13 protein-coding genes are annotated in these 15,337 nt (G+C 40.9%); 7 read left to right on the forward strand and 6 right to left on the reverse strand.

What is annotated here, in order from left to right:
- Positions 1-520: 520 nt before the first annotated feature.
- Both EVU92_RS20285 and EVU92_RS20290 read right to left on the reverse strand, forming a co-directional pair.
- Positions 521-802 carry an antibiotic biosynthesis monooxygenase gene (locus EVU92_RS20285; RefSeq protein ID WP_130052955.1) on the reverse strand — a complete coding sequence of 94 codons (282 nt, stop codon included), beginning with the start codon at positions 800-802 and terminating at the stop codon, positions 521-523.
- Positions 799-1,020, reverse strand: coding sequence for a DUF2798 domain-containing protein (locus EVU92_RS20290; protein ID WP_130052956.1), 222 nt, complete (start codon positions 1,018-1,020; stop codon positions 799-801). The genes EVU92_RS20285 and EVU92_RS20290 overlap by 4 nt, the downstream gene beginning before the upstream one ends.
- 81 nt (positions 1,021-1,101) lie before the next feature.
- On the opposite strand from EVU92_RS20290, the gene EVU92_RS20295 reads away from it, so the two are divergent.
- Complete coding sequence (locus EVU92_RS20295; RefSeq protein ID WP_130052957.1) at positions 1,102-1,956, forward strand: LysR family transcriptional regulator; 855 nt, start codon at positions 1,102-1,104, stop codon at positions 1,954-1,956.
- Between the two features lie 48 nt (positions 1,957-2,004).
- Here EVU92_RS20295 and EVU92_RS20300 read toward each other — a convergent pair whose 3' ends face one another.
- Positions 2,005-2,730, reverse strand: coding sequence for a hypothetical protein (locus EVU92_RS20300; RefSeq protein WP_130052958.1), 726 nt, complete (start codon positions 2,728-2,730; stop codon positions 2,005-2,007).
- 235 nt (positions 2,731-2,965) lie between these two features.
- Here EVU92_RS20300 and EVU92_RS20305 point away from each other — a divergent pair, with 235 nt between their 5' ends.
- On the forward strand, positions 2,966-3,991 hold the full coding sequence (locus tag EVU92_RS20305; RefSeq protein ID WP_130052959.1) for a nuclease-related domain-containing protein: 1,026 nt from the start codon (positions 2,966-2,968) through the stop codon (positions 3,989-3,991).
- 178 nt (positions 3,992-4,169) lie between these two features.
- Here EVU92_RS20305 and EVU92_RS20310 read toward each other — a convergent pair whose 3' ends face one another.
- On the reverse strand, positions 4,170-5,252 hold the full coding sequence (locus EVU92_RS20310; RefSeq protein WP_130052960.1) for an HNH endonuclease: 1,083 nt from the start codon (positions 5,250-5,252) through the stop codon (positions 4,170-4,172).
- Between the two features lie 242 nt (positions 5,253-5,494).
- On the reverse strand, positions 5,495-6,088 hold the full coding sequence (locus EVU92_RS20315) for a class I SAM-dependent methyltransferase (protein WP_130052961.1): 594 nt from the start codon (positions 6,086-6,088) through the stop codon (positions 5,495-5,497).
- A 640-nt stretch (positions 6,089-6,728) separates the two neighbouring features.
- Between EVU92_RS20315 and EVU92_RS20320 the strand changes: the two genes are divergently transcribed.
- From EVU92_RS20320 to EVU92_RS20330, 3 genes are all read left to right on the forward strand, one after another.
- Positions 6,729-7,499, forward strand: coding sequence for an EAL domain-containing protein (locus tag EVU92_RS20320; RefSeq protein ID WP_130052962.1), 771 nt, complete (start codon positions 6,729-6,731; stop codon positions 7,497-7,499).
- 350 nt (positions 7,500-7,849) lie between these two features.
- Positions 7,850-8,995 carry a porin gene (locus EVU92_RS20325; protein ID WP_130052963.1) on the forward strand — a complete coding sequence of 382 codons (1,146 nt, stop codon included), beginning with the start codon at positions 7,850-7,852 and terminating at the stop codon, positions 8,993-8,995.
- Between the two features lie 12 nt (positions 8,996-9,007).
- Positions 9,008-9,415: a phosphate ABC transporter substrate-binding protein gene (locus tag EVU92_RS20330; protein ID WP_130053041.1), complete on the forward strand. Its 408-nt coding sequence runs from the start codon at positions 9,008-9,010 to the stop codon at positions 9,413-9,415.
- Positions 9,416-9,471: 56 nt separating this feature from the next.
- Here EVU92_RS20330 and EVU92_RS20335 read toward each other — a convergent pair whose 3' ends face one another.
- Positions 9,472-11,097, reverse strand: a complete 1,626-nt coding sequence (locus EVU92_RS20335) for a methyl-accepting chemotaxis protein (RefSeq protein WP_130052964.1) — start codon at positions 11,095-11,097, stop codon at positions 9,472-9,474.
- 527 nt (positions 11,098-11,624) lie between these two features.
- Here EVU92_RS20335 and EVU92_RS20340 point away from each other — a divergent pair.
- Together EVU92_RS20340 and EVU92_RS20345 are read left to right on the forward strand one after the other, a co-directional pair.
- Entirely contained in the window at positions 11,625-13,223 is a 1,599-nt protein-coding gene (locus EVU92_RS20340; RefSeq protein ID WP_130052965.1) for an ABC-F family ATPase, read from the forward strand.
- A 138-nt stretch (positions 13,224-13,361) separates the two neighbouring features.
- Entirely contained in the window at positions 13,362-15,287 is a 1,926-nt protein-coding gene (locus EVU92_RS20345) for a hypothetical protein (protein ID WP_130052966.1), read from the forward strand.
- Positions 15,288-15,337: the final 50 nt, after the last annotated feature.

Genomic DNA, 15,337 nt, shown 5'->3' on the forward strand with positions numbered 1-15,337 from the left:
CCTCCGTGGTTCCAATACTTTTATTCACAAAGAGAAGTGAATGAGAAGACAATGAGGATTTTTCGTGTTTACTGTCCTTATGTTTTCATAGACTTACTAGATCTTTTTCTAACCACAGAGGACACAGAGAGCACAGAGGAAGATAAGAAGATATTAAAGTATACTGCTCTAAAGCGTAGCGCCTCATAATCTCTTTGTGCATTAAGTTTCTCTGTGTAGCGCGAAGCGCCTCGGTGCCCTCTGTGGTTCAAATATCTTTATTCACAAAGAGAAGTGAATGAGAAGACAATGAGATACTAATTAAGCCAATTAGTTAATTCCCCCTAAAGCGCAGCGCCTCATAATCTCTTTGTGCATTAAGTTTCTCTGTGTAGCGCGCAGCGCCTCGGTGCCCTCTGTGGTTCAAATACCTTTATTCACAAAGAGAAGTGAATGAGAAGACAATGAGATACTAAATTAAGCCAATTAGTTAATTACCTCTAAAGCGCAGCGCCTCTTATCCTCTTTGTGAATATTAAATCTAAAACTCCTCCACCACCTCTACCTCAACCGGCTCCGCCAACGCATTTTCATAAAACGCGAACACTGCTTGGGTATAGGGCTTAGCATAATGCTCATCAAGAGCGGCTTGCGATTCAAACTGCTCAACTAAAAACAAACAACGCTGCTCTTTGCTCGCATACAGCTCAAAACGATTACAACCTGGCTCTGAACGAGTGGCTGCTAAAATGCCCTGTAAACGCCCTTTACAGTCGTCAAATAATGCCGCCTTTGGGATAATTTTTGCCACGATATTAATCATACTGACTCCTTACTATATAACTTTAAAACCAATGCCCGAATTGGCGGGGCAACCGTAAAAGCCACCACAAATGCAGCAGGCCACGCATTGACAAACGCCTTCATCCAACTTAGAAAAAATGTATCGCTCAGCCCTAAGTTGACATAAGTGACCCATGCCGAAAGTAAAAACGACATTAAAAACGAAAATGCCGCAGTAAAAGTAAAATGAATTTTCATATGTCCTCCTTGGCGTTACTATATTTATACAACGCAAGTGGCAACAGTCACGAAAATGCAAACTAAGATTGAGGGAGTCGTATGCTGGATGATCTGCATTTATTTATTGAAATAGCGCGCCGTAAAAGCATGAGCCAAACAGCAAAAGATCTAGGACTGAATCTATCAACCCTATCAAGGCGCATTCAGGCGTTAGAAGAAAAGCTCGCCGAACCATTACTGCAACGCACAGCTCGAGGCATTGTGTTAACCGCCAAAGGCGAATCACTGTATAACGAGTTAGGCGAGCAAGTGCTTGCTCTTAACAGCCAGCTTGAGCAATTAAATGACTCGCCCGCCGCAAAAGAGTTTTACCTGTTGTGCCCACAAAACATCATTGCAGGCCCACTGATGGGTGCAGTTAATCAGTTTGCAATGGCAAACCCTGCGTTAAATCTCCACATTTACCCAAGTAATGCCAACAGCCAACTAAGCCAAAAACGTTTTGACTTAGCCATTCGCATTGGCGAACAACAAGACTCAAGCTATTTTCAAAAGCGCCTAGGCATGATCGCAATAAAGCTAATTACAAAGAAAGATGCCCCAACATCAAGGTTGATACTGCCCTATTCAGAGTCACAACTACCCAGCGGTTTACTTAACAAATTAAAAACCGAGTATGAACACATAAGCTTTTGTTTTGATATTACAATCGCCAGAAAAATGGTTGAAGCAGGCTATGGCATTGGCTTGCTACCCATGAGTGAAATTTGCTGTATAGACGACACCAGCAACTTTAGTTATATCGACTCCCCCCATAATATTCCCGCAAGGCCAATTTACGCCCTCTGGCCACATTCACGCACGCCATCAGCGAATGCCCAGTTGTTGATTGAACAACTCCAAACCAGTATTGCAGACTCCCCAAGCTTGCAAGGAGAGGTGTTGAAACTGTAGTTGCGCGTTGCGAGGCATTGTAGGTCGGGCTTTAGCCTGTATAACAACTCAATCTTTAAACCAACCATAAAGACCAAACACAAACAACATAGCCGCTAAGCCTACCAAGGCTAATTGCCAAATTTTAAGGTCACTCAACTTATTAGATTGCTGACTAACACTCTCATTTAAAGGTGCCGTAACGTGTTTAACGGGTGCTTCGATTATCGGGCTTTTTATCACGTCTTGGTTTGTGGCTTTATTTGTATTTATTTCTGTAATCGTCGGCTTTACTGTAATAACAACATCTTTATTGTCTGCTTTTGCTTTACCGCTCCAAGCCGATTCAAATAGCGCCTTTTGCTCAGCTTTATTTTCGCTACACCATACAAAATCAGCCTGCTGAATATCCTTCGCTCTACAGCGATCAGGTAATTGATAAAATTGCCCCCAAGCATGGCGTTTTTTATCGTCATTATATGAATTTGAATACACCGTAGAGTTATGTACTTTGGTGTTTAAAAGTGAGGTAGGGTTTGAGCGATACGTATAATTACCGCCATTACCAGAGCTTCTTTTTGGGTGTTTGCAGTGTCTCGCAAGCAGCGTAAAAAGCTCATCTAAACGCTGATTCCAACGTTCACCTTGCCTTGCCGTGTAGCTACGATTCATTCTTTTACGAATACCCTCGCGCTCAGCCTCAATACTATCGCAGCGACTTTTTGAATATTGCTCATCAGCAACTGTGTTGAAACTCGCAATCAAAGTAGCGAGTAATAAAATCCATTTATTCATAACATTACATCTGTGTAATTTGGTAGGCCATATTGTACCAAATTTAGGGTGTGGAAAAAGTGGCCTATTAACTATTTATTTAGTTATGTCGCGTTGTTGCGGTAATCAAAGAGAAATAAACACAAAGCTATGAAATGCATTTAATTTCATTACCTAAAATCCATCATTAAGTTTAATATTTAAATTTTGCATTTCGGTGGTACCCTATACGAATACATGACAGAACGGACTTCTCATGATTTTAAAAGATAAAGCACCTTCAACTTCACAATCACTCAAGATTAAAGCCGGGGACAAGCAAGAGCTAGATGTAGCATTTTATTTGCGCCGAGCATTTAAAGATCATCCACAAGTATTCGTATTCAATGATGTTAAATTTAAGCACAATAACGAATCAGCTCAGATTGACCACTTAATTGTTTATACATATGGGTTTATTTTAATCGAATCAAAAAGCATAACGGGCGAAGTTGCCATAAATGAGCATCAAGAATGGAGCCGTAGTTATCGAGGAAAATGGCAAGGTATGCCATCACCAATAAAGCAAGTTGAACTCCAACAAGCCTTATTAAAGAGTTTAGTGACGAGTAACGCAGAGCAGTTACTTCCCAAAATGTTTGGCAAAATACAGCAAAATTTTGGTGGTCGTGAATGGCATAGTCTCTGTGCAATATCGAGTAATGCCATAATCAATCGAGATTGCATGCCTAAATCGCTTGAAGATAGATTAGTTAAGTCAGAGTTTATAGCTGATAAGCTTTTAGAAATAATGAAGTTGCCAGCATCACCCCCTAACACACTACACTTTTTTTCAACTAACGTGCGCCCATGGTTTAATGAGGAAAGCCTATCTAAGATTTGTCAGTTTCTTTTAGCTCAAAATATTAAATCAACCGAGCAACCAGTAAACGACGAGTCACCAGTAACCCTTAATGAACCCGAATCAATTTACAAAAGTGAAGTTAAAGAAGAGGTTTTATTAAGTGCTGAGGAACCTAAAGTCATACACTTAAAGTGTAAAAATTGTAGTAATAAACACACTCTTGAAGCCCGTTCAGGACGATATGGGTACTATGTCAATTGCTCAAACTGTAATACAAATACTCCGATGAAAGCACCATGTATAAAATGTACGGTTCAAAATACGAAAGTTAGTAAGCGTAAAGATACTTACTCATTGATTTGTAATGGTTGTGGTAATAAAGCTCTAATAAAATTTGATAATAATGTCGCGTTGGCGACGGCAACCAAAGAGAAGTAAACGCCGACTTCTCTTTTGAATCTCTCGGCGCCCCGAGGTTCTCACTGTTCCCTCAGCTTGAATTAATTAAATTTCGGGTGTGAACACGGGGAAAACCTCAGCACTGGCCTGCAACTGAACAATGAGTTATTGCTTGATTTCATTTAAAAAAGGTATATGGAACTTAAATCTAAGCTCATTAAGAATCATATTTGTACTTTGTCTGCGCGACTAAATCTAACGCGTGGACATTTTTACTCCCCGCCAACTCAAACCTATCTTTTGCAAGCCAGAGTTTGGCGCCATTGCTGCTAGCAACTTGGTATGCCCAGTTGCTTACAGCGAGGGATTTGTCTACATCACAATGAAAATAGCGAGTTAGTTCATCAGTGAGTAGCTGGCTGTGACGATCTAGGTTTTGATCTTGCCAACGTTCACGGTGCAGCTGGGCTGCTAAAAAGTCGCTTTTGCTGTTATTACAACTTCTATGGGCAGCAACAAAATTATGACCTAAATCGTTAGCGTAGCGGGCAAATGGAATAAAGTGATCAACTTCTATCGCGCTAGTGAGTGGCTTTTGACAATAAAAGCACTGGCCTTTTTGTATTTCGACTAAAACTGGTTTTGCTTTGTTAAGTGCTGCGCGGTCGAAACCAAATAAAAAGTCATGCAGTTGGCTTTGCGGGCCAATAAGTGCTTGATTGTGCTTAATGCTTTGAATCTTTTGTAGCCATGCATTTTTAGCTAAATAGACAACTAAATCGTAAAAGCGTCTAAAACAAGCGGCTATGCCTGCGTTTAGAGTGATATAGCTTTTTCCTTTTGTGTGCGGATATAAAAAGCATTCTTCTTGTTTGGCGAGAATTTGTAAGCGCCACAACGGGCCTGTTTTTAAAGTGTCTAAAGCTGCTTTGTAAGTAGTGTGCCAGTAAGGGCTTAATTTAAGCTGGCGCAAGCTACGAATATTGTTTTGCTGGCACTCATATAGCACCGCAATTACTTTTGATTGCGCCCCCGAATTTTGTTTTAGTAAAGCACTTTCACCACTGTGAGCAGAAGAAAATGGCACTGCATGGTGCCAATAAAGCTCTATTAACTTTTCAGCAAGCTTAGCAAGATCAATGTTTAACTCGCTAGCTTCATACATCATTGGCTGCTCAACACAAACATCAGCTAACGCATGCAATAGTGCAAACTTATAGGTAGCACTAAAGTCGCCTTCCATCAGCATGCGCTGAATGTATGCAATAAAATCGAGTTGCTGCTGCATGGCCATCATCAATCAAGCCTTGTATGTACTTTTGAATAGTGCATTAAAGTTCATGAACTGTTCCCTGTTTACGCCGATTTATTTGCCATTTATGCTCATAACGCATTGTTGTGGCTTGAATATTGGCTATTTAGTTTAGGAACAATCTAGCATGAAAAGCTATTGCAAATATAGGATTTTAGGTAGAGTCACTCTTTAAAACCCATACAATATTGGGAGAATTGCGGTATAACCTGCTATACCGCATTAAACTACTATATCGTTCTTCTATGCAGAATGGCGTTTAGCCATGTTTCTGTGGCGCGCTCTGGGCGTTGATCGGCGCTTTGCCATGACTTGAGAATAAACAGGTCGGTGTTTTTAATAATGCTCTCAAGGGCTTGTTCGTTTAGGTCGGTAAATTCACGGCCGTTGTGTTCGCGCTCGCCGTCGCCGTATTTAAACGATACATACACGATGCCTTGTGGCTTTAATGCACGTGCAAGGTTGTTGAATGCGTCGGTTAAGTCGTTTTTTGCTACGTGAATAAGGCTTGCGCAGCACCAAATGCCGTCGTATTTGGCAACGTCGTTTAGCTCTTGAAAACTGCTTACTGCAACGTCTTGGTTTAAGTATTCTGACGCCAGCTTTGCCATAGCTGGGCTGATATCGAATGCATCTACGCTATAACCACGCTCTTTAAAGATGAAAGCATCGCGGCCAGAGCCACAACCGGCATCAAGTAAAGCGCCTTTTTTTGGGATCAGCGGTAAGAATTCGTCGTAAAGTTCATTGAGGTCTACATCGAGTGTGGCATCTACAAATGCTTGTGCATTTTGGTTGTAGTATTCGACGGTTTTGGATGCCATTTTACTTCCTTTATATTGGCAAGATTGCTTGGCGCTAAAATATCATTAAAGCTAAGTACTAAAAAGATATCAAATTGATTTTAAGTATTTTTAACGGGAAATTTTTATATATTCAAGCGTAAGTAACGAAGCGCTGTATAGAAGAAATAATACTCACAAAGAGGATAAGAGACGCTGCGCTTTAGAGAAGTAAGTTTTTATACCTCATTGTTTTCTCATTCACTTCTCATTGTGCAAAAAATATTTGAACCACAGAGGACACAGAGGCGCTTCGCGCTGCACAGAGAAGAACCACTCTCACAAAGAGATTATGAGACGCTTCGCTTTAGAGAAAGTACACTTTAATATCTTCTTATCTTCCTCTGTGCTCTCTGTGTCCTCTGTGGTTAGAAAAAGGTCTAGTAGGTCTATGAAAACATACGGACAGTAAATACGATAAATCCTCACTGTCTTCTCATTCACTCCTCTTTGTGCGAAAAATATTTGAACCACAGAAGCACCGAGGGGCACTGCGCTACACAGAGAAAAACTTCAGTTACGCATTTTCCCTATAGTTTTATACTTTTAACTCAACAACATTGCACAATTGGCAATTTACTAGCACTATTATGTATTAAGAAGACTTTAGTCTGAGGTAAGCATGCACGACAAGCAAACTCATTGCCAGCCTACTGGTTGCAATAACTGTAAAGACAATTTAGAACTTGGCTTTGATTTTACAATGGCTTTTCAGCCAATTATTGATTGCACCGATAAACACATTTTTGGCTATGAGGCTTTGGTTAGAGGGCCTAATAATGAGTCGGCTTATTCTGTTATCTCACAAGTTAACGATGAGAACCGCTATACCTTCGACCAGCTTTGTCGCATTAAAGCGATTTCGCTTGCAGCTAAGCTGAAGCTTGATTCGATTTTGAGTATTAACTTTTTACCTAACGCGATTTACAAGCCTGAGCGCTGTATTAGAACAACCCTTGAAGCTGCTAAACAATATGGCTTTCCGGTAGAACAAATTATGTTTGAGTTTACCGAGGTTGAGCAAGTTGAAGACAGTTCACACATCAAACGCGTGATCGAATATTATCAATCTCTGGGATTTATTACCGCAACCGACGACTTTGGTTCTGGGTATTCGGGTTTAAACTTATTGGCTGATTTTCAGAGCAATATTATTAAACTGGATATGGAATTAATTCGTGATATTCACCTTAATAAAGCGCGCCAAGTTATTGTTAATCATTGTATTGCTATGTTTGAAGAACTCAACATAACCGCCCTTGCCGAGGGGATTGAAACAGTTGAAGAATATCAATGGTTGCGCCAAGCCGGCGTAAGTTTAATGCAAGGGTATTTCTTCGCCCGCCCGGGGTTTGAGAGCTTGCCAGAAGTTGATTTTAGTAAGTTTGAGTAAGTAAGCACAACGAGAATCGAGTTGCGACAAAGCAAGAGCTTTCAGACGCGTGAAACAAGTTTCACGCCTACATGTAGCAGCGGGTTTATCCCGCGTCATTAGGCGCTAGGTGCTAGGCTCTAGGACGCGATGTAAAATCGCTGCTACCTCGAATCTCGTAACTTTACTCTTTCCCCTTGTAACTTGAAACTCGCAACTTTATCCACTTTTAGTCCCTTTTTTAGTGAAAATAGCAACTTATTCGTTGATGTAGTTACAAATTATCTGTAACTTGTGTCGCCCATTTCGCTACGCACGACTATAATATTAAGTGAAATCAACATTTCCATACTAAATACTAGGGATACACAATGAAAAAACTTCCTATTGCATTGGCTCTATGTGCTGCTTTTGTGTCTGCAAACACAATGGCAGAAGTTCGCATAAACGGCTTCGCTTCAATTGTCGGCGGTAAAGCCCTTGACGACAACGCAACCCTCTATGGTTACGATGATGATATTTCGTTTAAAAACGAAAGTATGTTCGCATTACAGCTCTCCGCTGACTTACAAGAAAAGCTAAGCGCTACAGCACAAATTGTGGCTCGTGGCAGTGATGATTTTGATGCTGAGTTTGAATGGGCTTATTTAACCTATGAGTTTACTGATGAGCTACAAGTCAGTGCGGGTAAATTACGCGTTCCTTTTTATCGCTATTCAGACTTTTTAGATGTTGGTTACACTTACCGTTGGGTTCGTCCGCCACAGTCTGTTTATAACTTACCATTTTCAACGTATGAAGGTATTAGCCTTTTACACAATACGCAATTAGGCGATTGGGACTCAACAGTCCAAGTTATCTACGGTAGCTTCGATGGCAATATTGCAGTGGTATCTGTTAATGGCGATACAGAACTTAACGATATTGCAGGTATTAACTGGACGATGAGCTATGACTGGTTCAGCGCCCGTGCTGCATATTTTGTAGCAGATACAAGCATTGCCATTGAAAACGACACTGACGCGGGTATTGCGCTTAATGGCCTAGAGCAAACACTGAGAGCCGCAGGTTTTGTTGATCAAGCAGATGATATTGCTGTAGACGAAGATGATGGCTCTTTCTTCGCAGTGGGCTTTTCGATTGATTACAACAACATTTTGTTTGACGCTGAATACACTGAGTTTGAAGTAGAAAACAGCGCTCTTGCTAAACAAACTCAATACTATACATCTGTTGGTTACCGTATGGATGAGTGGATTGTGCACTTAACTTACGAAAATAACGACGACAAACACGATAGCAACCGCTATAACGCACTACCTACAGTACCTGCTTTAAATGCCGGTATTAATCAGGTTCTTGAGGGCGTAAAAGCGAAAAGCAATGTGTATACCATTGGTACTCGTTATGACTTCCACCCATCAGCCGCTTTAAAAGTGGATTTCAGTCGCTTTAAAGATGACATTTCAGATACAGAAACCGACGTTGTTGCTGTTGCTGTTGATTTAGTTTTTTAATTGGAGTTCATGATGAAAAAATTATTAATCGCTACAGCGGTCACCTTATGTTCGCACGCAGCTTTTGCTGACGTTGCTGTAATTGTGAACCCTGCAAATGGCAATGCTATTGATGAAGGTACAATCAAAAAGATTTACCTCGGTAAAGCAAAATCGTTTGATGATGGCACGAAAGTAAACCCGGTAAACCAAGACGGCAACAGCGTAAGCGATGAGTTTAACGATAAGGTGGTTGGCAAGTCGAGCAGCCAGCTAAACGCTTATTGGTCAAAACTGGTATTTACAGGCAAAGGCACTCCACCTGAAAAACTTGGCAACGATCAAGCTGTTATTGACTTTGTTGCTACCAACAGTGACGCCATTGGTTATATTGATGCTGCAAAAGTCACAGACAAAGTAAAAGTGGTTGGTACTTTTTAAGTACCAACTCCTGATAATAAAAAACCAGGCATTGCCTGGTTTTTTATTCGCTTAAATTACTCGACTTTAAATTTTGCAGTGGCGTCGAGTAATGAATCAGATAAGTAATGAAGGTTCTTCGCGACATCACGCACCGCCGACAATGAGTCCATCGTTTCTTCAAATGACATATGCATGTTCGACACATTTTCGACTACCATGCTCGCAACCGATGTTTGCTCTTCAGTTGCTGCTGCAATTTGTGAGTTCATACCGTTAATTTCTAAGATCTGTTCAGAGATCTTATCAATAGACTGCCCAGTACTTTCAGCAGCCTCTGCATTATTTGTAGCCATGTCTCGTGCTGAATTCATCGCATTTACAGCATCACTTGCCGCAGTTGTTAAGGTAGAAAGTAGCTCTCTGATCTCGTTTGTTGAATGCGATGTTCTAGAAGCCAGTTCACGCACTTCATCTGCAACAACCGCAAAGCCCCGTCCTTGTTCACCTGCACGCGCGGCTTCAATAGCCGCGTTTAGCGCTAGTAAATTAGTTTGTTCGGCAATTGAGGTGATCACATTTAAGATTTGCGTCACATTTTTGGTGTCATTAGCTAGTTGATTAATCGTTGATGAAGCTTGATTTATTTCTTCACTCAATGTGCGAGATTCGGTTACAGAGCGCTGTATTTGCGTTTTACTCTGCTCAACCTCTCGCTCGGCTGTTTGCGCAGCTTGTGATGCGTTTGCCGCCGAATGAGAGATATCAGCAACACTTTGACGCATTTCTTCCATCGACTGCTTAACAATATCAGCATCTGATGTTTGTTTAGTTGTCGCGCGTTCAGCTCGCTCCATACCTTGCACTAGTCGCGTTGAGTTCTCCATTAATGGTTCACAAACAGCTATTACTTCAAGTACCGCAGCTTTTAACAGTTGAATAAACGCGTTGAAGTTAATCGATACCTGACCAATCTCATCTTTTGCATGTACTTCAAGTTGCGTGCTTAACGACCCTTTACCATCTGCTAATAGACGTAAGTTATTTGCTGCAGCACTTGCTGATGAGCCAATTCCACGAGCAATCCAAATAGAGGTAACAATTAGTAAGATCAGCGATACAACAGACACTACAAGCATTAAATTAAGTGCGTTATCTGAACGAGCTTTAGTTGCTTGAACCAGTTCAAAAAAACGATCATCTGCGCGAGTTTGTGCTTGTTTAAAGCCTGCTAGTACAGCCTCATATTGCTGTGTTTTTTGCTGTGCTTGCTGCTGAATTTTACTGAAATCGGCAGTACCATCGATCATTGAGGTTGCAATGCTCGACGAGGTTTGTGCGTAAAGCTCTAATTGTTTTTTGGTATCGGCATGCACATAGCTGTCGTTAATGCTGATGATATTTTGTAGATTTTCATTAATCGTTTTATACGTTTGCGCAGCACTATCAACTAAGTCTGATTCACCAAACGTGACCGCTTGAGTGTATAACTCATCTAGTTTTTCAAGTAGCGCAACGTTTGCTGATGTAAGTTTAACTACCTGATATGACGATTTCTCTAGCTCGTCGAGCGAGATTTTGTTGTCATTCATCGCTATAAAATTAGTTACTACTATGATCACGAATGCCGTTATAGCAATGCATGTTATGGCGTGTATTTTTTTTGTAATGCTCAAGTTATTGAAAGAAATACCTGCAGACATTGAATCCACCTCTACTGTCATATTACTTAGTATTATCGCCCGATTTCCCTAAAGTATTAACTATATTTATATATTTTCAGGTTTTTTTTCATATTTGTTTCATTTGTAGGAGGTCTTGTAGGAGGTACTTCAGTGCCGAACCAAAAATAAATAAGAGCTTTAAGCCTTCAGCTCTTAGACGCGCGAAACAAGTTTCACGCCTACGAATGAAACATAGGTGCTAGGTTTTGGACGCTAGGTTCTAGGCGCTGGGACGCGATGTGAAATCGCTACTACCTCGCATCTCTTATCTAGCAACTTTCCCCTTTACTCTTTCCCCTCGTAACTTAAGACACTTCCCGGCTAAAGCCAGTCCTAAGGGCTTAATTGTCGTAACTTTACTCTTTCCCCTTGAAACTTTCTTCTTTTTAATAGCGTTCTTTGGGGCTGATCTGTATAATCCGCGGCCTATTATTTACCCTATTGCTTGTTTATTTTCGCAGTTGCTGCGCCCATAACCCTGTCAGTATTTTTCTAGGAACAATTCGTTGATTTCAACCGCAAATATCACCATGCAATTTGGTGCAGAGCCCCTTTTTGAGAACATTTCAGCTAAGTTTGGTAACGGTAATCGCTACGGTTTAATTGGCGCAAATGGCTGCGGCAAATCAACCTTTATGAAAATTTTAAGCGGTGCGCTTGTTCCAACCTCTGGCAATGTGTCAATTGCTCCGGGTTTAAAGCTAGGTACGCTAAGTCAAGACCAGTTTGCGTTTGAGCAATACACAGTGGTTGATGCAGTGATCATGGGTGACGCAGAACTTTGGAAAGTTAAACAAGAACGCGACCGTATCTATTCACTACCAGAAATGAGTGAAGAAGACGGTATGAAAGTAGCTGAGCTTGAAAGCATTTTTGCTGAAATGGATGGCTACACAGCAGAAAGCCGTGCAGAAGAAATTTTGCTCCAAGCGGGCATAGAACAAGAGTTTCATTATGGTTTAATGGCAAACGTTGCGCCGGGTTGGAAACTACGTGTGTTATTAGCACAGGCACTGTTTGCAAACCCTGATATTTTGCTACTTGATGAACCAACCAATAACCTCGACATTCATACCATTACTTGGCTAGCTAACGAGCTTAACCAGCGTAAGTGTACGATGATTATCATCTCGCACGACCGTCACTTCTTAAACTCGGTATGTACTCACATGGCCGATATCGACTACGGTGAGCTTAGAATTTACCCTGGTAACTACGAAAAGTGGATCGAAGCTTCAAGCTTGCAGCGTGAACAACTGCTTGCTGAAAACGCAAAGAAGAGCGCTGAAATAGACGAACTACAAGAGTTCGTAAACCGCTTTGGTGCTAATGCATCAAAAGCAAAACTAGCTAGCTCTCGTGCTAAGCGCATGGATAAAATTAAACTTGATGAAGTAAAAGCATCAAGTCGTATTAGTCCATCACTACGTTTTGATGAAGGCAAAAAGATGTATCGCCAAGCTTTAGAGCTAACTAAATTAGGTCATGGCTTTGATGGTGAAACCCTGTTCAGTGGTGGTGAGTTATTACTTGAAGCTGGCGCTAAGCTTGCGGTTATTGGTGAAAACGGTGTTGGTAAAACCACCCTACTTCGTTGCCTAGTGAATGAATTACAAAGCAACGAAGGCATAGTTAAGTGGTCTGAAAATGCCAGCATTGGTTATTGTCCGCAAGACAGCAGCAAAGACTTTGATAACGACTTAACCCTATTCGATTGGATGTCGCAGTGGCGCACAGCTAAGCACAACGATTTAATGGTACGCGCTATGTTAGGCCGTTTACTATTTACCGCAGATGACGCTAACAAAAAAGCGCGTAACTGCTCGGGTGGTGAAAAGAACCGTCTATTGTTTGGTAAGTTAATGATGCAAGACATCAATGTGCTAATTATGGACGAGCCAACCAACCACATGGATATGGAAGCCATTGAAGCACTCAATAACGCATTAAAAGATTACCAAGGCACACTGATTTTTGTAAGCCACGACCGTGAGTTTGTTTCATCATTAGCGACTCGTATCATCGATATTAAAGACCAACAACTTATCGATTTTCAGGGCACGTTTGACGAATATATGGACCATGTTGCGCAACAAGCGCAATAACCCCTTCTTCGAAAAGGTGAGCAAGTTAGCTCACCTTTTTTGTTTACGTTCAGTTACATATTCACTTTACTGAATTACCCATTTTAGGTAACTTAAATTTCTTTGACTTCAATAGAACAATAAATTTAAGGGACCTAAATGAAAAAGCTCCTCAGCGTATCGGCACTGACTCTGGCTCTAACAGCCTGTGGTGGCGGTTCATCAACAGATAAAACGCCTGATGTAAAAGTAGAGCAAAATACTGCACCGACGCTTTCTGGCTCGCTCACTCTCTCTACTAAAGCACTTGAATCAGCTAATTTAGTTGTTGATTTAAAAGATGAGCAAAACGACAGTGTTACTACAACGATTATTGATAAGCCAGAGTGGCTAAATGTAACCACCAGCAGTAATCAAGTAACTTTTAGTGCACAGCCAAGCCTATTCGAAGTAGCTAACCATGCTTTTACTGTGGAAGTCTCTGATGGTAAAGCAAGTAACCAATATACCCTAACCGTTAATGTTGCCGAAAACCGTGCAGCATGGCAACCGATTGAGCTTAGCAATAGCGAAGTAATGGGTAACTGGCAATCAAGCGATGGTAGCGTAAAGCTGGCATTTGCTACTGAAGATGCCGGGGTGATTGCTCAAAATGGTGAGTTAAGCCGTTTTGATTGGTCGAATCCTGATGTGATTGCATTAAATACCCAAGCGATTGATTGCTTGCATGAGTGTAATCAACAAGCTCTTCTTGAAATGGAAGTGTTGGCTAAGCGCGATGATGCTATTCGTGTTGAGCTTTTTAATGTTTCAACCGATAAAGGCGAAGTAGTTACCCTTTATAAATCAAATACAGAGCTTAGCTCTGCGTATTATGCTGATATGGATCACACTACTTTTCACACGGTGAATCATTTAAATACCGAAGGTGAAGAGAGCTATTTTGAAGTATCGATAGCAAGCTATATTCCGACGGCTTCAGGCAGTACCACATCATTCCCTTATGCAGAGTTTTCGGCGACCTTACAAGGTAAAACGTTAACGATTAATGGCGACAAATTTCTTACGAACACCTATGCAAATCAGCTAAATAAAGAAGGCTACGAGGTGAATGTAGAGTTTGACCTTAACCTCGTTAATGCCGAAGTGGTTGCGCAGTTCGATGATTTTGCGGTGCTAAAACTACAACATGTTCTTAGCTATCATGATGAAGCTGACGCTGCGAATATTGTTGAGTCAGAAGAGCTAACTGAAGCTATGAAGGTGCAAACATCGGTTGTTGCATTACAAAAACTGACATCTATTGCGGTTCCTGATCTTAAAGTGGGTAAAACGTATACTGGTCGCTTAAATAATAAAAATTCAGATACAGGCGAAGGATTAACGATTCGTTATTTACCAACATTTTTCACCATCACAGCAGCCAACACTGCAACGGTAACATTCAATACGCCAAGAAGTACTGACTCGTTCAAGTGGCATTACAACTTAGACAATAATGGCGAAACCGTTAAGGTAACCGGCAATGGCCTAGATACCAGCTTACAATTTTTCACTCTGCCTGATGGTAAAACACTCATGGTGCGCGAGCGAAATAAAGAAGAGCGTCAGGCTCGCTTAGGGTATGAATTCATGGAAGTGATTGATGATTCAACCATCACTCTTGATGACTATAAGCACCTATTTAGCTACTTACGTCAAGGCTACACCAGCGGTAACCTGAAAACATACTGGTTTATAAATGATGATGGTAAAGGCAGCTTTTATTATACTGATCAATATGGCCTTGAAAACAGAGCTAACTTTACGCCAAATACCTATTGGCAATTTGAAGCTGATAACAGTATTAGTTTTGCAATGATGTCTCAGTGCCCAAGTGCAGTTGATTACTCTAGCTGTAAGGATGATGTGTTAGGCGATGATGAAAATTTATATGCTTCTTTAATTAATTTTAAAATTATTCATAAAGATGCAGATAAATTCATTTTCGACCGCCTGTTTTGGCAACGTATCTATAACTACAGCGATAAAGAAGTTGAAGAAAACATATACCAAAACAGTTATTGGTTAGGTATTGAGAAGTAAAAGCGCTTTCAGCTATCAGCCTTCAGCGGTCAGACGCGCGAAACAAGTTT

Source organism: Pseudoalteromonas sp. MEBiC 03485 (genome assembly GCF_004195145.1).
Taxonomy (GTDB): Bacteria; Pseudomonadota; Gammaproteobacteria; order Enterobacterales; family Alteromonadaceae; genus Pseudoalteromonas; species Pseudoalteromonas apostichopi.

Bases quoted from the DNA above. Each gene is read 5' to 3' on its own strand.
- EVU92_RS20285 (WP_130052955.1), bottom strand. From the start codon at position 802: ATGATTAATATCGTGGCAAAAATTATCCCAAAGGCGGCATTATTTGAC.
- EVU92_RS20290 (WP_130052956.1), bottom strand. From the start codon at position 1,020: ATGAAAATTCATTTTACTTTTACTGCGGCATTTTCGTTTTTAATGTCG.
- EVU92_RS20295 (WP_130052957.1), top strand. From the start codon at position 1,102: ATGCTGGATGATCTGCATTTATTTATTGAAATAGCGCGCCGTAAAAGC.
- EVU92_RS20300 (WP_130052958.1), bottom strand. From the start codon at position 2,730: ATGAATAAATGGATTTTATTACTCGCTACTTTGATTGCGAGTTTCAAC.
- EVU92_RS20305 (WP_130052959.1), top strand. From the start codon at position 2,966: ATGATTTTAAAAGATAAAGCACCTTCAACTTCACAATCACTCAAGATT.
- EVU92_RS20315 (WP_130052961.1), bottom strand. From the start codon at position 6,088: ATGGCATCCAAAACCGTCGAATACTACAACCAAAATGCACAAGCATTT.
- EVU92_RS20320 (WP_130052962.1), top strand. From the start codon at position 6,729: ATGCACGACAAGCAAACTCATTGCCAGCCTACTGGTTGCAATAACTGT.
- EVU92_RS20325 (WP_130052963.1), top strand. From the start codon at position 7,850: ATGAAAAAACTTCCTATTGCATTGGCTCTATGTGCTGCTTTTGTGTCT.
- EVU92_RS20330 (WP_130053041.1), top strand. From the start codon at position 9,008: ATGAAAAAATTATTAATCGCTACAGCGGTCACCTTATGTTCGCACGCA.
- EVU92_RS20335 (WP_130052964.1), bottom strand. From the start codon at position 11,097: ATGTCTGCAGGTATTTCTTTCAATAACTTGAGCATTACAAAAAAAATA.
- EVU92_RS20345 (WP_130052966.1), top strand. From the start codon at position 13,362: ATGAAAAAGCTCCTCAGCGTATCGGCACTGACTCTGGCTCTAACAGCC.